Below are 23,959 nucleotides of genomic sequence, written 5' to 3' on the forward strand. Positions count from 1 at the left end.
GAGGCGAGTGCTCGGTCACTTGAAGCGATTGCGGGCGGACTTGATCGCTTCGCTCAGCGAGTCCCAGGCGCGCTCTGCGCCGGCCCTGATGTCATCCCAGGCGTCGTCGCTGGAGTGGCGCAGCTCCTCGAGCTTCTTGCGCATCTCCTCGCGCCGCGCCTCGAGCCGGTCGATCTCCTCCTCCCGGTCGATGCGTGCATCGGCCTCGGCGCTGCGGGCGCGGGCCTTCAGCTTGTCCACTTCGGCCTGCAGCTCATCGAGCTTGGCGCGCAGCTTCTGTTCGTAGGCTTCCCTGTTGCTCATGGGCTGCTCCTTTCCGTTTTCCGGTGCATGGAACCTTGAAGATAGCCTGTCGTCAGGCCGACAGGGCACTCCTCTCAGGGTGGCATACCGGTCGGGGGGCCTCGCAAGGTCGCGGTGCGCCTGCACAACCTCCATCGAGACCTTCGATGTAAGCGATTGGCCATCGGCGGTGGAGAGGCTGGCTGCTACCCTGCTCGAAACATTAGAAAAAGCATACAGGGAACCACCATGACTGATGCCCCCGCGGCGCGCATCACGCTGCACCCACATGCCCACCGGGTGCGGGTCGTCATCGACGGCACCCTGCTCGCCGACACCACTCGCGCCATCGAACTGCGCGAACGCGGCTACCCGCCGCGCCAGTACCTCCCCCGCGACGACGTGCGCATGGACCTGCTGACGCCTTCCGAGACCGTGACCCACTGCCCCTTCAAGGGCGATGCCTCGTACTTCTCGTTTGGTGAGCACAAGGATGTGGCGTGGAGTTATCAGCAGCCTATTGGCGGAATGGAGACACTTGCTGAGAAGTTGGCTTTCTATGATGACGAAGTTGAATGACCGGTTTCGACCCAAAGCGGCCATGCCGGAAAAAGGCAGCATGCCCGTTCATCCTTGTTATGCCAAAAAGGAATCAAAGTGCGTGAGCAACTGCGGGATCTTACTGAAAAGGTGTATTGGGTATATGGCATCACAGAACCAGACTTTGATCACGCAGTAGATCTAGCCAGGGAAATGATTGATGCAAGAACCGAGCAGTACGAAATAGAGGCCGCAAAGGTAAGAGAAGAAAGTCCAGACATCGCGGGAGACATTCTAGACGATGTTGCTTGCTACAGATATACGGATAATCAATATCTATGGCAATTCGCGTTGTGGCGATTGCAGGGGCTAATTGAGGCTGTTATAGCCCATCAGCTAATGGATGTTGGTGCCGGCAAAATATTATTTGGCTTAAAAGCAAAGCTAGAGGCTCTTCAATCGAAAGGTTACACTGTAGAAGTCGAGGGAATTGAAGAGTTGATCCTATGGGCTAATTTGAGAAATACGTTATCACGTGCACCACCAGAGCAATATCGGCCTGCACCATTAAGGGAAGAAGATGTTGTAGAGTATCTGGGGTTCGTTAAAGATCTTTATTTTCGGTGGAACAAAGAGAAGACTGATGCGAGTTAGGCATAACAAGACGCTCGTTCAAACGCAAACTACGCTGCGCTTGGTTTGCGCCACACAGCTTGGTCGTTAAACCCTTATGCGAAAAATTGACGAAACACTAGCAGCATGGGAAAGCTCACTAAGTAAGTCTGTTGATATAGGCGGCTTATTTTCCCGAAATCCAGTCGCGCACAAATGGAAAGCACCATTTAGAAGTCTTTCGCTAAGAGAGACTGTTTCGTGGCGTACGCATGACCTGCTGGTGCAGTCGCTACTACTTTATGATTCGGGCCATTTGCTGGGCTCCAGGATATTGCTGCGATCAGCGTTTGAGACTGTAGCCGTGTTGATATACCTAAATCAGTTAACGCGCAAGGTTTTGACTGGCAACCTGAGCTTTCAGCAGTTCTCAGATACAACATCGAAATTACTTCTCGGCTCCCGTGATGGATCAACTTCGCACCAAGCAATTAATATCATTACGGTGATAGAGAATTGTGATAAGCGTTATCCAGGTATTAAAGCTCTTTATGGAGCTTTATCCGAAAGTTCCCACCCAAACTATGAAGGAGCCAGTATAGGCTACTCTGTAATAGACAAGGAGAAATTTGTAACCAGTTTCTCGAATAGATGGGCATCAATGTATAAGGCTAACCATATCGGCTCTATGGAGCTATGTATCACTACGTTTTATCATGAATACAACGAAGAGTGGACCGACGCTTTCGAAAAGCTCGAGTCCTGGGTAAGCGAAAATGATGATAAGCTCGAGGTGATAAAAGACAGAGTTTAACAAGCGCAGGCACTGGGACAAGTTTTCCGCGGAGCACAGCATTACATCAGCAGGTCCTAAATGGCCGTTTCTGGCTGGATGGTGAATGTTATTCTATGCTGATGGACAGCTTTCGGCCCGAAGCTGACATGCCGGCAAAGGCAGCATGCTTGTTCATCCTTGTTATGCGGCATGCGCGCTTACTGGTGTTATGTGGCCGATCTCTTCTTAATATCTTATAAGCTCAATGGGTTGGGAGGAGGGCGGCGTGCAATATAATATTGTTGAACGTGCATGCGCGTTAATCCAATATCAGAACGTGCGGTTCAATGCCTGTTATCTCTCTTTGGAGCGCTGAGTAAAAGTATGGATTTTATTTTAATTGGCTTGCAGGTTTTAGGTTTGATCGGAATAGGCAGCCTCTTCCTGTTTCGGAAGTACCTGTTTTCGTATTCCTCTGAAAAAGGCAAAAACCTCGCCACAAAGGAAGATATTGGGGATATTACTCGCAAAGTCGAAGAGGTAAAAACTGGATATCTATCAGAGATCGAGCGACTGAAAGTTGATCTTTTGTTGCTCTCTCGGAAAAACAATATTCTCTTCGATGAGAAAATACGGGTTTTTAAAAAGTTACAAAAGCGGTTGGTCGATTTTAAAAAATACTGTGAGGCAGCCCTTGGCTCATTTGATGATCGAGGGGAGTTTCATCCTAATTTAAACGTCTTAGCGGACGGTATCGATAAAGCGGCTCTGCAACATATCACAGCACTTCATGAAATTGAGCAGGAGGACTTCATATTTCTGTCAAAGAAATCCAGAGATATACTTGCTGAACTACATCATAGCTGCTCTACGATGTGCAGTATGGAAATTGCTGTATTTGGTGAGGAAGTTGGTTCTGAAATGGCCAAAAGCACTATGCCAGTATACGAATCAGCGATGAGGAATATAGATAATTGTTTGCAAAGCCTGTACGAAGAGCTGGAGTTTCCGTCCAGTGAAAAATAGAGATAACAAGGCAGTCAACCGGACGCCAAAAGCGTGTCGGTTTTGGTTCCCTCCGCTGCGCTCCGGCGCCGGTTACCGCAGGCGTTATATTCAAGGAGCAAAATTTAATGCCGTATGATCTTTTTGACCTCACAGGTCTCCTTGAGCGCAGCATTAGAGCAACGGTTAAGAACGTTGGGATTTGGGATTGGGATGAAGACCACATCACGCGAAGTATTCTGACGCAACTGCGACAAGAGCTTGGTCGAGTTGAGCTGGTGGGCGACGACGTCCGAAGCCAGCTGCACTGGGAGGCCTACAAACTGAGTGGCACCTACGAAAACCGGTTTGGCGATATTGCGGTGCTGGTCAAGATTAACTACAAGGACGGTGAACATCTTCAGGGTGCAGCATTCCTCGAGGCGAAGCGGCGACAACGAAGAAAAACTAACTTTGACGCCATGCGTGCACAACAGGTCAATAAAATCCTTAAGCATGCACCAAGGGCTCAATATCTGCTGTATGACTACGAAGATATTACGGGCTTTCAGTCTGCTCCAGCATTTCTTCATGAAATCCGAAATTTCTATCGAAAAAATTGGCAAAGTGGTTCAGTTGCTCCACGAACAAGCGCTGTATGTGTGCCGCTGAACGTGGCTAAAGCAACAGGGTATAAAGATACTCTGCTATATCGGTATGCAACGCCGCTTTCGATGATGCTCTCGTGCCGGTATTTCCAGGGGCTTGATCTAGAGTTTGGAAAAGAGGCGATTGAAGTGGCGTGCGGTTACCTTGAAAAATTTGGATTGCCTTCGTACGTTTTAGAAGTCGAGATTTCGGAAGCGGGTGCTGAGCCAAAGGAAAATACAGCTTACGTAAACCGGCAACGCTATGAACCGATGGATCAAATATAACAAGGCCAGGCACGCGACGCCTACTACATTGCGGCTTCGCCTCCATTTCGTAGCCGCGCGTGTTGCACGGCGCTATACATCAGAATAATCTCAATGGCCGCTTCTGGCCGAATGCGGCTATGTGTCGTTTACTTTACGTACGCCGGCCGCCCCTCCAGGAGACCCTGTAGGGGCGGTTTCGCGTAAAAGAATTGCGTAAATCTTCCTGCGTATAGGGAGGTGGTTTTTCTAAATTCACGGAACCGGGAAAGTCATAGCCGCCGTGGGCGGTATCATGGGCATCTATAGGGGGAGTCGGCGTTTACCCATCAAGGAGTTCCTTCCGCGTTGATCAGCGCCTCCTGAGTAGCGAAGTCCTCCTCGGCGATCTGCTCGTCCAGGAAATCGAGCAGCGCCCGCACCGCCGGCAGCAGACCCCGCCGCGAAGGGAAGACCGCATGCAGGATTCCCCCCCGGGGCTCCCAGCCTGGCAGGACGTCGACCAGGCGCCCGGCCTGGATATCCCGAGCGCCCACCAGCAGCCCCAACTTGACCACGCCGAGTCCTTCCAGTGCGGCGGCATGCAGGGTCTCGGCGCTGTCGGTGACCAGACGCGGCCGATGGGGGATTTGCGCGCTGGCCGCCTCTGGCCCCACCAGGTCCCAGCAGTGGCGGTGGTCATACTGTTCGAAATCAAGACTTGGCAGCCCGGCGAGGTCCGCCGGGCTGCTGGGACGTGACTGGTCGTCGAACAGGGCGGGGGCTGCCATCAGCCGCTGAGGGCTTGAAGCGAGTACTTTCATGGTCAGGTCGCTGTCCTCCAGTGGCGGGAAGCGAACGCGGATCGCCAGATCGAAGCCCTCCTTGATCACGTCCACCCGCCGGCTGGTGGCCTCCACCTGAACCTCCACCTTGGGACAGCGCGCCATGAAGCGCACCAGCAGCGGCGTGATCAGGTAGTGCAGCACGCTAGGCGAGCAGCTCAGCCGTACCATGCCTTGGGGTTCGGCATGATGGCGCTGGATCAGCTCCTCGGCGGATTCCGCCTCCACCAGCATGGCCAGGCAGTGACGATAGTAGGCCTGCCCCAGCTCGGTGACCGAGACGTGACGCGTCGAACGGTTGATCAGTCGTGTGGCGAGGCGCTCCTCGAGCTGGGTGATGCGCCGGCTCAGCTTCGACTTGGGAATGCCCAGGGCGCGCCCGGCCGGGGCGAAGCCGCCGTGGTCCACCACCTGCACGAAGTAGTAGAGGTCGTTGAGGTCCTGCATGCTTTCGTCCCACTAGTAAAACGCTGAGTGCCGTTTTCAGCGTATACCGCCATCGCCGTTCAAGGAATAGGCTTCTTGCATCGGGAGGCAAACCTCCCTCGCCATGACAGGAGCCGATGATGAAGAAGATCCAGGCAGTATACGGTGCCCCGCGCGGCCATTGGGTGGGCGACGGTTTTCCGGTGCGCTCCCTGCTCAGCTACGACCGCTTGGGGGCAGAGCACATCAGCCCCTTCCTGCTGCTCGACCATGCCGGGCCCCATCGCTTTGAGCCGACCCGGTACCGCCGTGGCGTCGGCCCTCACCCCCACCGGGGCTTCGAAACCGTGACATTGGTCTACCAGGGGGCCCTTGAGCATCGCGACTCGGCGGGGCATGGCGGCCTGATCGGCGAGGGAGACGTCCAGTGGATGACCGCCGGCGCCGGCATCGTCCACGAGGAGTACCACGCTCCAGGATTTGCCGAAGGTGGCGGCCTGCTGGAAATGGTGCAGCTCTGGGTCAACTTGCCGGCCCAGGACAAGGTCGCCCCGCCGGCCTACCAGACTCTTCTCGACAAAGAGATCCCCCGAGTCGACCTGCAGGGAAATACCGGCCAGCTCAGAGTAGTGGCGGGCCGCTATCTTGATCGAACGGGACCGGCGCGCACCTTTACCCCGATCAATGTCTGGGACCTGCGCCTGGTGGCCGGCGGCGATGTCACGCTCGAGGTTCCCGAGGGCCATACCACCCTGCTGGTGTTGCTGGAGGGCACGCTGCTGGTCAATGGCGAGCGCATCGTCCGCGACGAGAGCGTCGTCGCCTTCGAGCGCCGCGGTGAGACCCTCCATCTGGAGGCCAACAACGACGCCAAGCTGCTACTACTCAGCGGTGTGCCCATCGCCGAGCCGGTAGCCGGTCAGGGGCCCTTCGTGATGAATGACGAGGCCGAGCTCCACCAAGCCTTTGCCGACTTCCAGACCGGGAAGTTCGGCAACCCGAGGGGGTCACGAGCCGACTCATGATCCCACCCTTGCCCGGCGATGGTCGCCGGGCAGTCCCCGACGACCAAGAAGGGAGAACGACCATGTCCTTTACCTACAACCGACTCGACAAGGATGATGTGGCCCTGCTGATGGTGGACCACCAGGCCGGCCTGATGTCCCTGGTGCGTGACTTCAGCCCGGACGACTTCAAGAACAATGTCCTGGCTCTGGCCGATATCGCCAAGTTCTTTGATATTCCCACCATCCTCACCACCAGTTTCGAGGATGGCCCCAATGGCCCCATGGTGCCGGAACTCAAGGCGATGTTCCCGCAGGCCCCCTACTTTGCCCGCCCGGGGCAGATCAACGCCTGGGACAACGAGGAGTTCGTTGCCGCTATCAAGGCCACAGGCAAGAAGCAGCTGCTGATCGCCGGGGTGGTCACCGAGGTGTGCGTGGCCTTCCCGGCGCTCTCGGCCCTGGAGGAGGGCTATGAGGTCTTCGTGGTCACCGACGCCTCCGGCACCTTCAACCCCATCACCCGCGACGCTGCCTGGGATCGCATGTCCCAGGCCGGCGCCCAGTTGATGACCTGGTTCGCCGTGGGTTGCGAGCTGCACCGCGATTGGCGCAACGATATCGAGGGCTTCGGCGGCCTGCTGGCCGGCCACCTGCCCGCCTATGCCAACCTGATGCAAAGCTATTCTCATCAGAACCAGCTGGGTTAAACGGCGACCGGCCAGGGCAGATTCCGCGCTCAGGCCATGCCGTCGGTAGTGCGTCGAGGGCTCGCCCCATGGCGAGGCTCATCAGGGCCTATGCTAAGGGCCGAGCCCTTCTCCTTTGACTGTCAGGAATCGCAGATCATGAGCAATCTCGTCAACGAACGCGAGCTTGCCAGCTCCCTCGACTGCCCCATCGTCGACGGCCAGCGCCAAGTGCAGCACGTCACGCCCCATAGCGCCGAGGTGGGCGGCATCCCCGTCAACCGCGCCTTGCCTCGCCGCCAGCGCAGGCTGATCGGCGCCTGGTGCTTCCTCGATCATATCGGCCCCGCCGACTTCGAGGCGGACGAGCCCGGCCTCAGGGTCGGGCCCCATCCGCATATCGGCCTGCAGACCTTCACCTGGATGCTCGAGGGCGAGATCCTCCACCGCGACAGCTTGGGCACCGCTCAGGTGATCCGCCCGGCCAGGTCAATCTCATGACCGCCGGTCGCGGCATCAGCCATACCGAGGAGTCGCTGTCCGACGTGGCGACCCTGCATGCCGCCCAGCTGTGGATCGCCCTGCCCGAGGCGGATCGCGCCACTGATCCGCGCTTCGACCACTACCCGACCTTGCCCAGATGGAGGGAAGAGGGCACCGAGCTGACCCTGCTGGTGGGCGAGTTCGCCGGCCACAGTGCCCCGCCCCTGACCTTCTCGCCCCTGATAGCCCTGGATCTGGCCAGCCCCCGGGGCGGCCAATTGCGCCTGTCGCTGCGCGAGGACTTCGAATACGGCCTGGTAGCCCTGCAGGGTGACCTGGAGATCGAGGGTGACACTTTCGCCACCCATGAGCTGGCCTACCTGGGGCGCGGCCGCAATGAGGTGACGGTAACCCTCTCCGCTGGTGGCCGGGTACTGCTGGTGGGGGGCGAGCCCTTGGGCGAGGAGATCCTGATCTGGTGGAACTTCGTCGGCCACAGCAAGGCGGAGATCAGCGATGCCCAGCGCGACTGGGAGGCCGAGAGCCCTCGTTTCGGCAGCATCCCTGAGTTCGACGGCCCGCGGCTGACCGCGCCGCCGCTGCCCTGGACGACCTAGCTAGTGGAGAGATCCTTTGAACAACGACGCCCAGGCCGTTGAAGGTGCCCACTGCGACGGCGCCACCCTGCGGATCCACCACCGGGTTAGGCCCAACGCTCAGGAGCGCTACGAGACCTGGCTGCGCCAGATCATCGAGGCCGCCGGGCGCTTCCCCGGCCATCAGGGGGTACATATCCTACGTCCGCCGGCGGCGGGGCAGAACTATGAGATTGCGGTGCGCTTCGCCGGCGAGGAGGATGCCCAACGCTGGCGAGAGTCTAATGAGCGCCGGGAGCTGATGGCGGTGATCCAGCCAGAGCTTGCCGAGGACGAGCACCTGGAGATCCTCAGCGGCATCGATTACTGGTTCACGCCCCCGGAGTCTGGCGCCAAGGTGCCGGTGCGCTGGAAGCAGTGGCTGATCACGACCGCGGTGATATGGCCCTTGACCATCCTGGTGCCCCTGCTCTGGTGGCCGCTGTTTCAAGCGGTGCCGGTGCTGGAGACCTGGGGTCTACGCCATGGATTGGTGGCGGCGACCATTGTTGCCCTGGTGGTCTATCTGGTGATGCCACGAGTGGTGCGCCTGGTCTCACTCTGGCTCCATCGTCGCTGACACCAGGACCATGCTGCGAATAACACGCTCTGAGCCAGTCACCAGATGACATCATCCGCATCGACTTGGTCCCAGGGATATCGTTGCTCCCGGTCACCTACTCCGCGATCATCCAGGGGTGATAGCACAACTGTAAGGAGGCTCGCCCTCGCACGCCCCTGCTCTTTCCTGTCATACCTATGTGGCATGGCATTTAGCCTTGGCATGGCCGCAGCCATGAAGTCATCATGCAATGAAAACCAAGGTTTCTTTGCGAAGCGTGCACCAACAATGCTGAGTAGATGATTCCGAAGGAATGGTCCGCTCCTGGCCGAGCTTCAGGCTATGCTGATGGATGAGGGCTTCAGCAGACGACCCAAAGCGGCCTTCCCAAGAAATTCTGAACTGTTAGCCCCCGAGAGGGAATGTGCGATGAACCTGGTTGTCCGTCAGGAGTTATCTTCAGATGCTGCGGCCATCCACGACCTAACGCGCTCTGCGTTCCTTAACGCACCGCACACGGCTCATACCGAACAGTTCATTGTTGATGCCCTGCGAATGGCTGGTGCCCTTGCCATCTCGCTCGTTGCTGAGCAGGAGGGGGAAGTCGTAGGCCATGTGGCGGTATCGCCAGTTTCGATCTCGGATAGTTCTGAGGGCTGGTATGGACTCGGCCCAATCTCGGTCAAACCGGAACTTCAAAGAAAAGGCATCGGCAGTCTCCTCATGCAGAGTGCTCTGCGTCTATTGCAGGAGCAGGGCGCAGCGGGCTGTGTATTGGTGGGAGATCCAGCGTATTACTCTCGTTTCGGCTTCAAGCGTGAATCCAGCTTGATACTGTCTGATGTGCCACCGGAGTATTTTCAGGCATTGTCGTTTGGGCCATCGCTCCCCAGCGGAGTGGTCACGTTCCATGAGGCGTTTGGTGCACGGGGCTAACAGCGGCGTGGAGCCGACGTGGCAAAGCAGCGCAGCTCACCCAGGGCGTTATATAAGAATGTGACAAAAGACCGCTTCTGGCCGAATGTGGAATGTTAGCCTATGCTGATGGAATAATTATTGACTGTTCGCGACCCAAAGCTGACATGCCGGCAAAGGCCAGCCGCTGCTGTTCCAGACGCGCTAGGTGCGCCTGGCTGTCGAAGCCGCTGTCGTAGCGTCGCCGTGCTCGGCACCTTTTGCAGGGGCAGCAGCTGCTGGAAGGGCTTGTCGCGGCGGAAGGATAGCGTCATAGTCGCTCATGTTCAGACACAGCAGGCCCAGGTAGCTCTTGACCACGTCGCTGGTGCGCATGCACAGGTGGTGGGGAAGCGTCTATCGATGCTGTCGACACCGGTGATCTGAAATCGCTGCCGCATAGTACTGTCTGGGCGAATGGCGATATCCGCTATATTGCCATGCAGGTCAGTGGGTTAGATGCATTCCAGGGTCGGCCTCACGGATTCAGGTAGAGGGGAAGGTCAGTCGAATTACACTATACTGTTGTACAGCAGGTATAAAAGGTTTGTCCGGATGATTCTTGCGGGGCTGCTATTAGGAGCAGGTCATGAACAAAACGAAAATCATTGGTGCCATTTTGTTGACGCTGGGTCTGACGGGCAATGCCCTCGCAGAGAATGGCTTCTATGGTGGAGCGGGCATCGGGCAGGCAACCATCGATGCGTGTGATGGTGTCACCAGTTGCGACGATAATGATACCAGTTGGAAGATCTTCGGCGGTTGGGAGATGAATTCGAATATCGCCTTCGAGGCCGCCTGGGTAGATTTTGGTGAGATCAGTGGATCCGTAGGCGGTTCGGCAGTCAGCGCCGAAGCGGACGGCTGGACACTCGCTGCGAAAGGCATTCTGCCGCTCAACGAGCAGTTCGGCGTGTTCGGCAAGTTCGGCACGATTATGTGGGATGTTAAAGGGGGCGGTGCTGCTTCCGGTACTGACGACGATGGCACTGACCTCATGTATGGCCTCGGCGGTCAATATATGTTCACTGACCGGCTCGGTATTGTCGGTGAGTGGGAGTGGTATGATATTGACAATGACATTGATCTGTTTTCCATCGGTGCATTGTTCAAGTTCTAAACTGCTCGATCACGCACCGAGTAGGAGGGGGAGTTGCCTCCCCCTTCCTCTCACATCACCGGACAAGATTGACATCTGAAATCTGCACCTGTCATTTCCGGCGCCGGGTTCTGGGACAATTTTACTGTCGCCTTGTCACGCAATGCAGTTGGCAGTCATTGATCCAATACTTCCAGAAGTCAGCTTACATCATTTCTCTTTAAATCGACACGTCCTTACGACGCCCGGTGGCTCAAGCGTTATATCAGCTTTGATCAATCGTCCGCTTCTGGCCGCATGCCGAACTTCAGACTATATTGATGGACTAGGTGCGGCAATTGACGACCCAAGTCGGCCATGCCAGAAAGTCTGCGACCATCTTGATCCGTGTTATGCAGCAGGCGAAATTATATAGTGCTATATTTTCTGCCTATACTTAATTTTTGGGTTTTTATCAGCCGGTTGGGTTTTAGCGGCACTTGGTATGGTGCGAATGAACATATTGGCGCGTTAGATTCATCAACGAAATGGCCGCCTAATACCTGTTAGGAAGAAAGGGTTGGACAATGCAATTGCCCTTCTCGGAACGTGAGTTCCTAGACGTATTCGTTGCGTACAATACGGCGCTTTGGCCTGCCGCAGTGGCGCTCTGGATTGTGTCGCTGGTCGTACTGTTGCTCGTGCTGCGTGGCCAGCGAATCGACCGTGTAGTGTCACTTTTGCTGGCGGTTCATTGGGCCTGGGCTGGCATTGCCTATCATTTTGCATACTTCGCATCCATCAATCCGGCGGCGCTCTTATTCGGTGGTATCTTCCTCCTCGAGGCGCTGCTACTGGGTTGGGCTGGCCTCAAGCGCGAACCGATTCGGTACGTCTATAAGCGTACTGCAAGGCATATGATTGGCGTCGTACTGGCCGTGTACGCCTTGGCTTACCCGCTCTTGGCCATGACACTCGTTCAGCCCTACCCTTACACACCTACGTTTGGGGTACCGTGTCCGACCACGCTCTTCACGGTCGGGCTCTTCTTCATGTCGACACCAGCCCTTTGGAGGCTTGTAGCGATCCCTCTACTTTGGACGGTGATCGGCGGCTCTGCAGCTGTGCTGCTTGGTGTAGTGACAGACTTCGCGTTGTTGGGAGCCGGGGTGCTTGTCATCACGTACATCATCGCCCGTGAGGTTCAGAAACGGCTAAATGCTGCATAAATACCGCCCCAGCTGCCAGGCGGCCACCGGCGGGGTTGCGTCTGGCTCTCCTACCATCGTCTGACCAGAGCTAACCGATAAGGCAGATCTCTTTCTCCCAGGCTGAGCACCACAACAAGACAAGGTCACCCCCCGTGAGCGGTTCTTAGCCCCGATGGAGCCCTGGCAACGGTTGATGCAGGCGATCTCGCCATCCTGCGTCCCGAATGCTGCCGGCCGGCAAGCGGGTCTCTCTGGGCCACTGTGCAGGACCATCTCTTCGTGTCTTCGCTCCTGCCGGGGCTCTCGGTCTGGCTAGGCACTGCCATGGTCGTTGAGGGCTCGCCCTCGCCGTCTTCGCCATCGATTGCGGGAGGGTTCGATGAGCATCTCGCGTCTACTCCCGGCCTCGAAGCCGTTCGTTCCGCACAAGAAAGCGGCCATCGATCCTCAGCGCCAAGGGCGTTCCCGAGATCGGCGGATCACCCTCTGCGGCGGCACGCTGCGCATGGATATGCAGATGCGGTTCGGTGCTGGCGCCGGAATTGCCCACCTCGCCCAACCGAGTCCCGAGGGTCACGCTCTGGCCTGGCGAGACCGCGACACTGCCTTGCCGCATATGGGCAAATACGATCATCGCCTCCTTGCAGCGTAGAAGCACATGGTTGCCCAGCCGGTTGACCGTATCCTGCTCGGGCACCGGCAAGTCCGGCATGGCGTCTTCCGTCGCCATCACCTCGCCCTCGCAGGGCGCATGCAGGGTAGCGCCGAAAATCGCGTATGCCGCCGGATCGGCCGGGCGCAGTCCTACTGCTCGGGTCCCCCAGTTCGTCAGGCCGAAGAAATCCACCGCGTAGGACTGCCCGCGCCAAGGGCGGTAGCGCTCCACCTCCGGGTCGAGCGTACGGAGATGGGCGTTCACGATCTCCCGCGAGCCGCCGTGGCCGACAAGGTAGGTACCGGGGCCGAAGGGATTGGCGATGTCGACGGCTGGTGCCGTTGGCAGGGCCCGACCCGCCACGGCCGCGGACCCATACCAGGTACCGAGACCCAGCAGCACGAGAGAGACCGCCATCGATGACCACCCGCCGATCCCGGAAGGCAGAACCGCCAGCCCCGACAGGCGGCCACGCAGCACCGGCGCGAGAATGGCCAGCACGAAAAGACCGGCATATCCGCGGGGCAACCACCAGGGGACGACAGCCCATTGGGCGACCAACGCGAAGGCCGAAAGAAAGGTCGCGATCCCGGCGACCTGCACGGCATATCCCGTCAAGCTGGGCGACGGGGCAAGTGCCAGCCACAGCAATAAGCCCAACGGCAAGACGATCTGTGACACCAGGACAAGCCAGATCATCCGTCGTCCTCCTGGCCGGGGAACCGGATCGCTGTCACTTCGACCAGGAAGAATGGGAAATAGTCCTCGGTGCCGAACATGTTGCCTGCCTCCAGCCGATGCGGGAGGCGGTAGCCCCTGACCTCACGGAAATCCGACAGGTACCCGCCGAAGGGCTGCCACCGGTACACCTTGTCGGGGTTGGCGTCGCTCCAGCGCTGGAACGAGACCACAACCGGGCGCCCTTCGGCATCGAGGGTGACATCGACCGCCTGCGTCAGTGCCCCGTGGCTGACCGTGACTCGCGCCGTGTCGTCATCCACCGGCTCCCAGACGACGCCTGGCCCGGGCAGAAGTGCCGCGGGCGTCCAGAACACCGCCTCGGCCACGTAGCGGCCAAACGCCGAACGCCTGTGGTCCGGATCGCCGCCTATCCGGGCGACAGGCACTAGCCACAGGATGCGGAACCGGGTCCATCGGCCCGAGTCCGAGCCATAAATCGGCAGGCCGCCGAGTGTGCGCATTGACCAGACGAAACCCTCGGGTGCGGCAAGGATCTGGCGCGCTTCCATGGGCTGATAACCGGGAGCATCCTTGGTGCCGAGGCTGAACTGTCCTCGCATGTCGATCTGGGCCACCGGATGGAGCGGGGTGCCGGGAAGGATGGTGAACCCGAAATAGCGACGTGCCGGCTCGGGAAGGTTTGCGACCATATCAACCGAGAATGGTGGGGGATCGATAGGCTGCAATGCGGCAAGCCGCTTCCCTTCGATCCTCTCCGCCCGCTTGTCGTGAAGCAAGAGCACGAAAAGTGCCAGCACGGCACCGACGAGCAACACCAGGAGGAGGGCCAACACCTTCATATAGAGTTACCTCGATTCCGTGATCGGTGAACGGCTTTAGCTCGAGGCTGCCGCCTACTGTCTCTCGAACTGCATGGAACTGCCATAGCCAATCGCGGAGGCGGAACAGTATGTGAGGGCCCGGCACTGGCCCGGGCAAGCGTGGAGCCGAGGAAATACGCGACGGACAGGTTCCAGCTGCTCAGGGCATCGGCGGCGTCCGTCAACCAATGGCCCACGACCGCCAGAAAATCGAGCAGCGGTATCCCGAGCAGCGGGAACAGCCACCAGCGCAATGGATACCGCCAGTCGAGCAGTCGTCGGAGAAAGGCGGCCAGGGCTGGCCCCCAGACACCCCCATAGTAGAGGGGGAGTACATTTCGAGGCTGAAGGGAAAACCCGGCTCCAGGCGAGAGGGGAACAGGCCTAGGCCGGGAAGTCCCCAGGAGATGGCGAAGGTGAGCGCAATAAAGGCATGGAAGTGCCGAGTGACCATCGTGGCTGTGCTCGCGTAATCCTCTCGTCCCGAGGGAGCGTCTTCCCTGTCATCCTAGCGAATCCTTCCGTCAGGCCAGTCACACGACGTGTCTCTGAGGCAGCGCCTACACTCTGAAGCATGACAACCACTTAGGATGATAGCCGCTGTACTGGCCGGAGGCGTCGATAGGAGGGAGCCGATGGGAGAGATGGGCGTCGGGCGTGTGATGGCGCTCCTGATCGGCCTGGTGCTGGTCGCCTCGCTGGTGGTCGTCACGGCCCTCTACCAGCGCGATATCCGCCAGGCGCGGGAGCGCGTCGCCGTCGGCAGTCAGGTCGTCGAGACGCCCTGCGGGCCAATTGAGTATGCCGTCGCCGGCGAGGGAGTGCCGGTGCTGGTGGTGCACGGCGCCGGCGGGGGCTTCGATCAGGGCCTGGATGCCCTTAAGCCGCTGGCCGGGGAGGGTCTGCAGCTCATCGCCATGTCGCGATTCGGCTACCTGCGCACCCCGCTTCCGCCGGATGCCTCCGCTGCTGCCCAGGCGGATGCGCATTCCTGTCTGCTGGATGCGCTGGAGATTCCGCGTGCCGCGATCGTCGGCGCCTCCGCCGGTGCGCCCTCGTCACTGCAGTTTGCGCTGCGCCACCCGGAGCGCACCACGGCGCTGGTGCTGCTGGTTCCTGCCGCCTATGTGCCCCGGCCCGGCGGGGCACCGTCGCTGGTGACGCCGCATGGCACCGACATCCTGTTCGAGACGGCGCTGCGGTGGGACTTCCTGTTCTGGGTGGCCCCCAGGGTCGCCCGCGACACGGTACTGCGCGCGATCCTCGCCACCCCGCCGGAGGTGGTGGAGGCCGCGAGTGTCGACGAGCAGGCACGGGTGGCCAGGATGATGGAGCACATCCTGCCCGTCAGCCCGCGCCGGGCGGGTTTGCTGAACGATGCAGAGGTCATCTCGACGCTTCCGCGCTATGCGCTGGAACAGATCTCCGCCCCGACGCTGATCATCAGCCTGGAGGATGACCTGTTCGGCACCTATGACGCGGCGCGCTACACTGCCGAACAGATCCCCGACGCCCGCTTCATCGGCTATTCACGCGGAGGGCATCTGTGGGTCGGACACCACGCCGAAGTGATGAGCGACATCCGCGCTTTTCTCAGGCAAACAGGGGCAACCGATGAACCATGACCAGGCGGTAGCGCGCATCTGGCGGCATGCCGAAGGGGGAGTGCCGGACGATGCCGCCCGGCTGCAGGAACTCGTTCGCTACGCCACCCTGGCCCCTTCCGGGCACAATACCCAGTGCTGGCGGTTCCGGGTGGCCGACGGGACCATTAGCATTCTGCCCGACCTCTCGCGGCGCACCCCGGTCGTCGATCCGGACGATCACCACCTGTACGTGTCGCTGGGATGCGCAGCCGAGAACCTGAGTCAGGCTGCCCGGGCATTCGGCCTGACGGGCGAGGTCGCATTCAGGCCCGAGGGGGAGGGTGAGCTCCTCATCACCCTGGAGTCCTGTCGGCCAGAGGTCTCCCCCCTCTTCGAGGCCATCCCCGCGCGGCAGTGCACGCGCACCGACTTCGACGGCTCGACGCTGACTGGCGAGGAGCTGCGCCTGCTCGAAGCGGCGGGAACCGGGCGTGGGGTATCCGTCATCCTGCTGACCGAGCATGGGGCCATCGAGAACGTGCTGGAGCATGTCATGCAGGGGAACACCCAGCAGGTGAGCAACCCGGCGTTTCGCCAGGAACTCGAGACCTGGATTCGCTTCAGTGATCGCGAAGCGATCGAGGCGGGGGATGGGCTCTCGGCTCGGGTGATGGGCAATCCCCCGATTCCGCGTTGGCTGGGAAGGTGGCTGTTTCGCGCTCTGTTTCGTGAAAAAACCGAGAATGCCAAGGTGGCCCGCCAGGTTCGCAGCTCCGCCGGAGTTGCCGTATTCGTGTCGGATATCGATGACAGGGCGCACTGGGTGGAAGCCGGACGCTGTTATCAGCGCTTTGCCTTGCAGGCCACGGCACTCGGGATTCGCAATGCGTTCGTAAACCAGCCGGTCGAGGAGGCGGGAGTCCGTCCGGCGTTCGCCAAGGCGTTGGGTCTGGGTGCCGGGCGCCCCGACCTTGTCGTGCGATTCGGCCGGGGGAAAGCGATGCCCCGTTCGTTGCGACGACCCATAGAGCAAGTCTTGATCGAGACAGACCCAGGATGACGCAGCGTGGACGTATTCCCTTACTGTCCATCGCGTTCTCACCATAGCGTAGTGAAGTGGCGACGACGCCGTGGGTCAGCCCGGTGACGGCAAGCGCCTTGTCGGCCAGGGCGTACCACTGCTGGAAGGGGTAGACGCTCCAGGCCGATGGTTAGCTGGCCCCGCTTGCTGGCGACGTTCGGGAAGTAGGATGTGGACAGTGCCTCGATCAGCCGTTGCCAGGGCACCAGGGTCTCCATTTGGGCCAGGAACCGCTCGCGGAGGGTAACCTTCCTCTTGTTCTGGTGCTCAGCCTGGCGAAAGAGATCTGCTTCATCGGTTGGCTCTGATCAGACGGTGAAGAGAAAGCCAGATTCTATCCCGCCGGTGGCTGCCCGGCAGCTGGGGCGGGATTTATGCAGCGTTTCATTAGGCGTACTCGAACCATGCGTCCAATTTTACTGATTTGCGGAATCATAGCCGCCCTCTGCTTCGTTGCCACTGACATCGCGGGCGCGATTCTCTATCCCGATTATAGCTTCTCCGATCAAGCGGTGAGCGAGCTATTCGCAATAGGCGCGCCTACAAGCCGTATCGTTGCCCCATTATTTACTCTCTCGAGCTTTCTATTGATGGCGTTCGCAATTGGCGTGTGGTTATCATCTGGCCATAGCCGTCTTCTGCGACTGATGGCGGCTATGTTTGCTGGAAGTGCGCTCATCGGTGTGATTCTTTGGAATTTCTTTCCAATGCACATGCGTGGTGCAGAGCCAACGTTCACAGATACCATGCATCTGATTTTGGCGACCAATCCCTTTGTAGTGCTGAGCATTGTATTTGCTGTTGCTGTATTTCGAGGCTGGTTCAGGCTCTATACTGTTGCAACATTTGTAATGCTTCTGCTACCTGCGGTCTTTGCGTTCCAATACGCTATGGAGGTCCAAGAGAATTTGCCCACTCCTGGCCTCGGCCTTGGCGAACGCGTTGCCCAATATGCATATGCACTATGGCAGTCAACATTGGCAATCGTCTTACGTCGTAAGCGAAACAGTGAAGCACATTATCCCCGATCGGAAGCCTAACAACACCATCAATGAGGACAGTGAAATAGGTGCTCCTTCGTCGCACAGCTTTCCACTGCTGGTGATGTCAGGCGTTAGGCCTTTACCGAACTCAATATCTCATGTAAGGAAATTTACGTCATGGATATTCCACGCATATTCAATATCATGGAAAGTGCGCACCGCATTCATAACCCGCTTACGCCCGAAAAGTTTGCCACTCTCGGCGCGGCGTTGCGTCTGGAGTCGGGAGCACGAGTGCTTGATCTCGGGAGCGGCTCGGGAGAGATGCTGTGTACATGGGCACGTGATCACGGTGTCATTGGTATCGGTGTCGACATGAGCCAATTGTTCAGTGAGCAGGCTAGACTTCGTGCCGAAGAGTTGGGCGTGGCCGATCAAGTCAAGTTCATCCATGACGATGCGGCAGGCTATGTCTCTGAGGGAAAAGTCGATGTGGCGGCCTGCGTGGGTGCTACCTGGATCGGCGGGGGATTCACTGGGACGATTGAGCTTTTGGCACGGAGCTTGCGAAGTGGCGGGATCGTCCTCATCGGCGAGCCTTACTGGAGGCAATTGCCACCAACGGAGGATATTGCCAAGGGGTGTCTGGCCAACGCAATCTCAGACTTCCTTGTGTTGCCAAGACTTGTCGCGTCTTTCGGCCTCCTAGGTTACGACGTTGTTGAAATGGTTCTGGCAAATCAAGATAGTTGGGACAGGTACGAAGCGGCCAAATGGCTCACCATGCGACGATGGCTTGAAGCCAATCCTGAAGACGAATTGGCCCAAGAGGTGCAGTCCAAATTGACCTCGGAACCTGAACGTCATGCTGCTTACACACGCGAATATCTGGGCTGGGGAGTATTCGCGTTGATGCCGCGGCTCTGCCTCAAGCAGGGCTAACAATTCATTCAAGCCGACGCCGCTTCGCGGCGCGGATTAATTCGTGTGTTGCATCAGCACATCCTGAACGTCCGCTTCTGGCCGAATGACGACCGTTAGTGAATGCTGATAAAAAATAATATCAGTTGGCGACGCTGAAAGAATGTGAAGACAGTGCCGCATGAGCGTTTATCCAATACCATCAAGCTACTAATCACCTCTAGTTTACCAGGCCGAGGAGCGTATGGACCCAATCTCAGCCCTGTTCGCAGCGTTACTGGATAGCACTTCAAGTGCTGTGAGAAATCATATGCAAGAGTCTTTGGGAACAGAGGTGATAACTGTCACGGTTGATCACAATGACCAGCGCGTTTCTTTCCAGCACCAGTCGTGGCGCATACGGGACGAATCTGTATGTGTAGATAAAAGAAAAAAAATGGCCGAGTTCTCCAAGTGCACCTTGGCAGCAAAGGAATTCTTTGCTGATGCATGTAGTTATCTCCGCGAGAGTCGCGGAAGCGGATTGAAATACGACAAGACGAAAAATATGTACTGCGCATCGTCCAGCTCCTTCCAGCCTACGATTGCCTTTGTCGCCTCTGCCAGACAAGCTTCGCCACTTGAGTTGGCGAGAAGAGAATGCAACAGACTGGTTCTTCAGCAATCGGCAAACGCGGAGGCCCGCAAGCAAGCATGTGCGCGCTATGAGGCGTTAAAGCGCCAGGAGCAGTAAAAGTAGGGCGCCAAAACTATAGGCATATTCTTTATGAAGCCAGTGCCAACAATTTCTCAGTGAGATGAAACCTTGGATTATTCTTTGATCATCAATGAAGTCTTGAGGCCGTTGTGGTGGGTCATTCCGGTAGCATTTCTGATAGGTCTCGTTAAGTCTCCTTGGTTCAAGGGGTTGTGTGGAGAAACTTTAGTCAAAGTGATTGCCAAGTTTCGGCTGTCAGCGGAAACATACAGGCCGATCCACAATGTCACCTTGCCTACTCCAGACGGCTCAACTCAGATTGATCATATCTTTGTATCTCGATTCGGGATCTTCGTTGTGGAAACAAAGAACATGAAGGGTTGGGTATTTGGTGACGAACATCAGGCACAATGGACCCAAAAGATCTATCGGAAGTCATTCAGGTTCCAAAATCCTTTGCGCCAAAACTACAAGCATGTGAAGGCTTTGGAGAAAGCTCTCAATGTTCCTGGAGAAGTCATTCACTCTATTGTGGTGTTCACTGGTAGTGCGAAGCTAAAGACCAAGATGCCGAAGAACGTCACACTTGGCGGTGGTTACGTGAATTACATCAAGGCGTATCAGGAAGTCATTCTATCTGAGGCGGAGGTTCAAGAGGTCTTCACGAAAATCCAGACTGGAAGGCTTGCCCCCACACGTGAGATGCACCGAGTACATGTTGCACAGCTTAAAACTCGTTCAGATCCAAATGCGCAGCGAAAATGCCCCAAGTGCGGTAGCAGCATGGTATTGCGCACATCGACAAGGGGCAAGAATGCTGGGAATCAGTTTTGGGGGTGTTCAGGATATCCGCAGTGTAGGGTGGTGCAGGATGTCGGTTAGTGATGGGATATACACAATTAGGCGAACACTCTGTATTGGTCCTTAGGTGAGCTTGCCGATTACTTAAAATATAAGTTGGCACCCATCCCAAGACATTGGTGCTCAGCATCTGGTTGCTGCAAAATATGCTGCTCCAATGCGAATTGATACGGAATAGATTCAGTGAGATTTTTAATAAAGAGGTGATGTATTAGCCTGGATAAAATATGTTCACTACAGGGGAAATACACCACCTAAAGGAGTGATTTAATTTGATATCAAGGGCAGCTTTGGGATTAAGCTAGAGTGCTGTACGATATTTAGAAGTCGTATATGATGCTTGCTTGTGCACGGTTAACGCTACCGTCTCGGCCATCTACGGTTTCACGCATGGCGTGCGACAACTCCACCCCGTAAGTAACGTTTTTCGTAGGGTTCCACAGGTAATTGACGTGGATAAGTTCGTAGTTGTCATCGTAAGCATCGATAAATTCACCCGAATTATCGGTGTTGACGAGTGAAACGCCATCCCGCTCAGCATCATCCCAGTCCGCCTCCACTCTAGAATAGGATACATTGAGCGACCCCGGCCCAACTTCTTGACTGATACCCAAGGTGCCACCCCAGGCGGGAATTGATTCAAGCCGATTTGCAACACGGTAGGCAGCCGGTGCCGGGTTAACCTTCATATAGTCTCCAATACCGTCACCACCAGTGATCTGACCGCGAAGCGTTGTAGATGGCGAGAGCGAGTAGCTTCCGGCAACGAAAAGTCCCCAGCCGATGGTGGAGTCGTCATCACCACCAGAGTCGAAGGCCACTTCTCTCATTAGCGCCGCAGTGGACCATTTAAGTTCACCACTACTCGTCTCATATCGCAATGTAAGGTCGGGGAGGCTATCCTTTCGGCCAACGTCAGTACCGGCGATTGTATCTCCCTGGTAATCTGCGTCGTAGCCACCGTCGAAAGACTCACCTGACAACGCGCCACTGGGATCTTCCAGTGCGACATGAAAATCCCCAAATGAGTAGCGGAGTTGGGCCTGGCGAAGAAATGAATCCCTTCCAGCTGGCCCGGTAAAGTCTAGTGTCGGAGTGGTGCTAATAAAGGTATGAAAATTGCTCCACGTTTGGCCAGCTGTGATGTCATTCCAAGACCCATATGCTTGGCGAAGCCTGAAGTCACCGAAGAAGAAATCGCCTTCAATGGTGGTGATCAAATCTCCCTTGTCAGTTGGAGTGGCTGTGCGGAAGCCAATCCGAGATTCACCAGCATTTAGGTTTGTGTGTCCGCTTGTATTTGACTGCCCATCAACGGCGATCTTTCTGAAATTGACACTGTCACCCATGCCATTGCTATTTCCAGATTTGATGTCACCACTATCATACATGATGTCCAATTTAGCATAGCCATAGATTGATATTTTTGTGTCGTTTACTTCATAGTCCAAGGCGATAGCTTGCGAGCTAGAAGATAAGAAGACCGCACTTATAAGAAGAGAGAGCTTCGGTCTGGAAATTTGCTTTCTCATCTACAGTTCTCCACTGTTCATTTCGTTATTAAAGGTTATCCAAAAACATTCAGGACGAGGCGGAATGAGATAGAGAAGATGGCGACCAGCCCAATCACTGCGAATACAGTTTGAATAGGGCCGTTCTTCAGGTCGCCCATGACATCGGTTCTGCGCGTCAACAGGAAGAGAATGATACCGAGGAACGGTGCGACCAGAACGGTTAGCGCTTGTGCAATGATGATTAACTCAATCGGTGACCCTTTGGCGACTACAGTCACAAAGGCGCCCCACGCTAGCACGCTGTAGACCAACAGCTTCACACGCCAGGTTGAAAGGCTGCTGTCCCAGCCCAGCGCATCCGCCAGCAGAGTGCCACCCGCAGACGCATTGGCAGCCATTGAGGAAAAGGCAGCGGCAAAGAATCCTAAGCCAAATAGGATGGAGCCAACTTTTCCAGCGAGGGGCTCAAGGACGCCAGCCAGCTGTGGGAAAGTGGTAGCCACAGTGCCGGTTGAATTGAGTACTGTAGAGGCAACTATAATAATCAGCATCGCCATGAATGCTGTTGCCACGTTCCCTGGCAGGGTGTCCATCAACGTTATTGCACGATACTGCTCACGCTTCAGCTGCCTTTCATGTATGGCGTAGCCAGTGTAGAATGCTGAGTTAATTGAGAAGTTGGTTCCGATCAAAGCAATCAAAAGAAATCCAGCCTCAGCGGGAATGCTCGGGATTAATCCTTTGGCCGCAGCTATCCAATTCGGATCGCTGAGAATGGTTGAGGCTAGAAAGCCTACCGACATCAAGCCGATCAGAGCGACGAGAAGACGCTCCATTGCCTTGTACGTATTTCTCAGGGCGATAAGAAGACCCACAGCGACGGTACAAGCGAGAGTCCAGCCTACAACGGAACCCCCTATGAGTAGGCTGAGAGCAAGACCAGAACCTACGGCATTACCCACCGCAAACATCAAGGTGATGGAAAAAACACCAAGCCCTGCTAATACTCCAACTGGGCGCCCGAGTTTTCGTTTTGTTATAGCGACTACTTGTAGGGTCCCGGATGATTGACTACTCGCTTGGTAAATAGCGCTGGCCGTTTAGCCTCCCATTCTTTCATCGCTGCAATTGGTGATTGATGGTGCAGCGCCTTCTGGGGGATATGGTGATTGTACAACCAACAATACCGCTTCAGCGTCTGCTCTAGATCCTCACCTGATGCATAGCATCGAGTGGCCAGCACATCGCTGATACGACCGTTGAAGCGCTCCACCATGCCGTTCGTCTGAGGCCGCCCAGGCTTGATCAAGCGATGCTCGATGCCATGTGCCTGGCACTCCTGGTCAAACGGATGCCGGCCGCTGGGCTTGCGCTCACCGGCCCGTGTGAAGCGATCGGTGAAGGATTTGCCGTTGTCAGTCAGCACCGTCTGGATCTTGAAGGGCGCCTTCTCTTCCACCTGTTTCATGAACGCGCGAGCATCCTTCGCGGACTGGCTGCTGCGGACCTCCAGATACACCCAGCGCGTTGCCCGGTCGATGGCCACGTACAGGTAGCGCTTCTGCTGCTCGTCAGGCATCTGGGGCAGGTGCTTGATGTCGATGTGCACATACCCCGGTTCGTAGTCCTTGAAAGGCTTGTATCGGGGCGTCTCATCACCGCCGACATCTTGACGGGCCAGCTCCGCGAGCGTTGGCACGTCACGCCGCTTGAGCATGCGGTGCAGGCCGGAACGTGACAGCCGAGGGTTCAGGAACTCGCGGGCAACGATCAGCAGATCATCGAGGCCGAGCCGAAGAAACTCGCGAGCGGCGACCAGCACTTCCTCCTGCTCGTGGGTGAGCGTGGTCAGCAGGTTGTGGCGCGTGTGGGGTCGATCATGGACATCGCCTCGGTAGCGCCAACGGCGAATGGTCGAGTCGGACACACCGTACTGACGGGCCAGTTCGCTGTCACTGATACTGGCGGACGCTGCCTGGATCTCAGCACGAATCTTCGGTGTCGTCGTCGCTTGCTTATGCAGCTTGATGTCCATGAACCTGCTCCCGGATGAATTGCTGTAGAAGCTCTCTGGCTGCCAGCAGAGGATAACTCCTATAGCTCAGTTGATCATCCGGGACCCTACA

At 57.1% G+C, this 23,959-nt stretch carries 25 protein-coding genes and 4 pseudogenes; 20 read left to right on the plus strand and 9 right to left on the minus strand.

From position 1 onward, the window contains the following. Positions 1–15: 15 nt before the first annotated feature. Positions 16–303 carry a sll1863 family stress response protein gene (locus tag QLQ83_RS17130; RefSeq protein ID WP_106230728.1) on the minus strand — a complete coding sequence of 96 codons (288 nt, stop codon included), beginning with the start codon at positions 301–303 and terminating at the stop codon, positions 16–18. Positions 304–531: 228 nt separating this feature from the next. Here QLQ83_RS17130 and QLQ83_RS17135 point away from each other — a divergent pair, with 228 nt between their 5' ends. From QLQ83_RS17135 to QLQ83_RS17155, 5 genes are all read left to right on the plus strand, one after another. Continuing rightward, positions 532–861 carry a DUF427 domain-containing protein gene (locus QLQ83_RS17135; RefSeq protein WP_282736729.1) on the plus strand — a complete coding sequence of 110 codons (330 nt, stop codon included), beginning with the start codon at positions 532–534 and terminating at the stop codon, positions 859–861. Between the two features lie 78 nt (positions 862–939). Then, a complete protein-coding gene (locus QLQ83_RS17140; RefSeq protein WP_282736730.1) occupies positions 940–1,476 on the plus strand; it encodes a hypothetical protein in 537 nt (178 codons plus the stop codon). Between the two features lie 76 nt (positions 1,477–1,552). Beyond that, positions 1,553–2,248 carry a hypothetical protein gene (locus tag QLQ83_RS17145; RefSeq protein ID WP_282736731.1) on the plus strand — a complete coding sequence of 232 codons (696 nt, stop codon included), beginning with the start codon at positions 1,553–1,555 and terminating at the stop codon, positions 2,246–2,248. 273 nt (positions 2,249–2,521) lie between these two features. Further along, a complete protein-coding gene (locus tag QLQ83_RS17150; protein WP_282736732.1) occupies positions 2,522–3,235 on the plus strand; it encodes a hypothetical protein in 714 nt (237 codons plus the stop codon). 107 nt (positions 3,236–3,342) lie between these two features. Continuing rightward, positions 3,343–4,128, plus strand: coding sequence for a hypothetical protein (locus QLQ83_RS17155; RefSeq protein WP_282736733.1), 786 nt, complete (start codon positions 3,343–3,345; stop codon positions 4,126–4,128). Positions 4,129–4,436: 308 nt separating this feature from the next. Here the strand turns inward: QLQ83_RS17155 and QLQ83_RS17160 are convergent, their stop codons facing one another. Beyond that, positions 4,437–5,378: a LysR substrate-binding domain-containing protein gene (locus tag QLQ83_RS17160; RefSeq protein ID WP_282736734.1), complete on the minus strand. Its 942-nt coding sequence runs from the start codon at positions 5,376–5,378 to the stop codon at positions 4,437–4,439. Positions 5,379–5,497: 119 nt separating this feature from the next. On the opposite strand from QLQ83_RS17160, the gene QLQ83_RS17165 reads away from it, so the two are divergent. The 6 genes and pseudogenes from QLQ83_RS17165 to QLQ83_RS17190 all read left to right on the plus strand — a co-directional run bounded on the left by QLQ83_RS17165 (position 5,498) and on the right by QLQ83_RS17190 (position 9,666). Beyond that, positions 5,498–6,382 (plus strand): pirin family protein, encoded by an 885-nt coding sequence (locus tag QLQ83_RS17165; protein ID WP_282736735.1) that lies wholly within the window; start codon positions 5,498–5,500, stop codon positions 6,380–6,382. A gap of 62 nt (positions 6,383–6,444) precedes the next feature. Further along, positions 6,445–7,071: an isochorismate family cysteine hydrolase YcaC gene (gene ycaC / locus QLQ83_RS17170; RefSeq protein ID WP_282736736.1), complete on the plus strand. Its 627-nt coding sequence runs from the start codon at positions 6,445–6,447 to the stop codon at positions 7,069–7,071. A 138-nt stretch (positions 7,072–7,209) separates the two neighbouring features. Then, positions 7,210–7,568 (plus strand): annotated as a pseudogene (locus QLQ83_RS17175) (pirin family protein); the annotation flags it as partial. Then, positions 7,548–8,150, plus strand: coding sequence for a pirin family protein (locus tag QLQ83_RS17180; RefSeq protein WP_282736751.1), 603 nt, complete (start codon positions 7,548–7,550; stop codon positions 8,148–8,150). The pseudogene QLQ83_RS17175 and the gene QLQ83_RS17180, both read left to right, overlap by 21 nt. A gap of 16 nt (positions 8,151–8,166) precedes the next feature. Next, positions 8,167–8,748: an antibiotic biosynthesis monooxygenase gene (locus QLQ83_RS17185; RefSeq protein WP_282736737.1), complete on the plus strand. Its 582-nt coding sequence runs from the start codon at positions 8,167–8,169 to the stop codon at positions 8,746–8,748. A gap of 411 nt (positions 8,749–9,159) precedes the next feature. Continuing rightward, positions 9,160–9,666 (plus strand): GNAT family N-acetyltransferase, encoded by a 507-nt coding sequence (locus QLQ83_RS17190; protein WP_282736738.1) that lies wholly within the window; start codon positions 9,160–9,162, stop codon positions 9,664–9,666. Positions 9,667–9,854: 188 nt separating this feature from the next. On the opposite strand, the pseudogene QLQ83_RS19585 reads toward QLQ83_RS17190, so the two are convergent. Further along, positions 9,855–10,079 (minus strand): annotated as a pseudogene (locus QLQ83_RS19585) (IS1380 family transposase); the annotation flags it as partial. 194 nt (positions 10,080–10,273) lie between these two features. Between QLQ83_RS19585 and QLQ83_RS17195 the strand changes: the two are divergent. The 3 genes and pseudogenes from QLQ83_RS17195 to QLQ83_RS17205 all read left to right on the plus strand — a co-directional run. Continuing rightward, the gene (locus tag QLQ83_RS17195; RefSeq protein WP_282736739.1) at positions 10,274–10,804 is read left to right on the plus strand and encodes an outer membrane beta-barrel protein; all 531 of its coding nucleotides are present in this window, start codon (positions 10,274–10,276) and stop codon (positions 10,802–10,804) included. Positions 10,805–11,349: 545 nt separating this feature from the next. After that, a complete protein-coding gene (locus tag QLQ83_RS17200) occupies positions 11,350–11,991 on the plus strand; it encodes a DUF6064 family protein (protein ID WP_282736740.1) in 642 nt (213 codons plus the stop codon). A gap of 77 nt (positions 11,992–12,068) precedes the next feature. Beyond that, positions 12,069–12,214 (plus strand): annotated as a pseudogene (locus QLQ83_RS17205) (IS5/IS1182 family transposase); the annotation flags it as partial. A 153-nt stretch (positions 12,215–12,367) separates the two neighbouring features. On the opposite strand, the gene QLQ83_RS17210 reads toward QLQ83_RS17205, so the two are convergent. After that, positions 12,368–13,327: a M23 family metallopeptidase gene (locus tag QLQ83_RS17210; protein ID WP_282736741.1), complete on the minus strand. Its 960-nt coding sequence runs from the start codon at positions 13,325–13,327 to the stop codon at positions 12,368–12,370. Beyond that, on the minus strand, positions 13,324–14,169 hold the full coding sequence (locus QLQ83_RS17215; RefSeq protein ID WP_282736742.1) for a DUF6544 family protein: 846 nt from the start codon (positions 14,167–14,169) through the stop codon (positions 13,324–13,326). The genes QLQ83_RS17210 and QLQ83_RS17215 overlap by 4 nt, the downstream gene beginning before the upstream one ends. Before the next feature lie 656 nt (positions 14,170–14,825). Between QLQ83_RS17215 and QLQ83_RS17220 the strand changes: the two genes are divergently transcribed. Together QLQ83_RS17220 and QLQ83_RS17225 are read left to right on the plus strand one after the other, a co-directional pair. After that, positions 14,826–15,815, plus strand: a complete 990-nt coding sequence (locus tag QLQ83_RS17220) for an alpha/beta fold hydrolase (protein WP_282736743.1) — start codon at positions 14,826–14,828, stop codon at positions 15,813–15,815. Continuing rightward, a complete protein-coding gene (locus tag QLQ83_RS17225; RefSeq protein ID WP_282736744.1) occupies positions 15,805–16,836 on the plus strand; it encodes an Acg family FMN-binding oxidoreductase in 1,032 nt (343 codons plus the stop codon). Before QLQ83_RS17220 ends, QLQ83_RS17225 begins: the two co-directional genes overlap by 11 nt. A gap of 91 nt (positions 16,837–16,927) precedes the next feature. On the opposite strand, the pseudogene QLQ83_RS17230 reads toward QLQ83_RS17225, so the two are convergent. Next, positions 16,928–17,152: pseudogene (locus QLQ83_RS17230) on the minus strand (IS5/IS1182 family transposase); the annotation flags it as partial. Between the two features lie 109 nt (positions 17,153–17,261). On the opposite strand from QLQ83_RS17230, the gene QLQ83_RS17235 reads away from it, so the two are divergent. The 4 genes from QLQ83_RS17235 (at position 17,262) to QLQ83_RS17250 (ending at position 20,340) form a co-directional block, all read left to right on the plus strand. Further along, positions 17,262–17,897: a DUF998 domain-containing protein gene (locus tag QLQ83_RS17235; RefSeq protein WP_282736745.1), complete on the plus strand. Its 636-nt coding sequence runs from the start codon at positions 17,262–17,264 to the stop codon at positions 17,895–17,897. Positions 17,898–18,017: 120 nt separating this feature from the next. Beyond that, the gene (locus QLQ83_RS17240; protein WP_282736746.1) at positions 18,018–18,782 is read left to right on the plus strand and encodes an SAM-dependent methyltransferase; all 765 of its coding nucleotides are present in this window, start codon (positions 18,018–18,020) and stop codon (positions 18,780–18,782) included. 223 nt (positions 18,783–19,005) lie between these two features. Then, positions 19,006–19,494, plus strand: coding sequence for a hypothetical protein (locus tag QLQ83_RS17245; RefSeq protein WP_282736747.1), 489 nt, complete (start codon positions 19,006–19,008; stop codon positions 19,492–19,494). Between the two features lie 72 nt (positions 19,495–19,566). Beyond that, positions 19,567–20,340, plus strand: a complete 774-nt coding sequence (locus tag QLQ83_RS17250) for a nuclease-related domain-containing protein (protein WP_282736748.1) — start codon at positions 19,567–19,569, stop codon at positions 20,338–20,340. Between the two features lie 299 nt (positions 20,341–20,639). Here the strand turns inward: QLQ83_RS17250 and QLQ83_RS17255 are convergent, their stop codons facing one another. The 3 genes from QLQ83_RS17255 to QLQ83_RS17265 are packed head-to-tail and all read right to left on the minus strand — an operon-like array spanning position 20,640 to position 23,868. Continuing rightward, positions 20,640–21,851, minus strand: coding sequence for a DcaP family trimeric outer membrane transporter (locus tag QLQ83_RS17255; protein ID WP_282736749.1), 1,212 nt, complete (start codon positions 21,849–21,851; stop codon positions 20,640–20,642). A 35-nt stretch (positions 21,852–21,886) separates the two neighbouring features. Next, positions 21,887–22,921: an NRAMP family divalent metal transporter gene (locus QLQ83_RS17260; protein ID WP_326521420.1), complete on the minus strand. Its 1,035-nt coding sequence runs from the start codon at positions 22,919–22,921 to the stop codon at positions 21,887–21,889. Continuing rightward, the gene (locus QLQ83_RS17265) at positions 22,879–23,868 is read right to left on the minus strand and encodes an IS481 family transposase (RefSeq protein WP_282736750.1); all 990 of its coding nucleotides are present in this window, start codon (positions 23,866–23,868) and stop codon (positions 22,879–22,881) included. The genes QLQ83_RS17260 and QLQ83_RS17265 overlap by 43 nt, the downstream gene beginning before the upstream one ends. Positions 23,869–23,959 lie beyond the last annotated feature (91 nt).

Origin of the sequence: Halomonas rhizosphaerae, assembly GCF_030010555.1 — a bacterium.
GTDB lineage: Bacteria > Pseudomonadota > Gammaproteobacteria > Pseudomonadales > Halomonadaceae > Halomonas > Halomonas rhizosphaerae.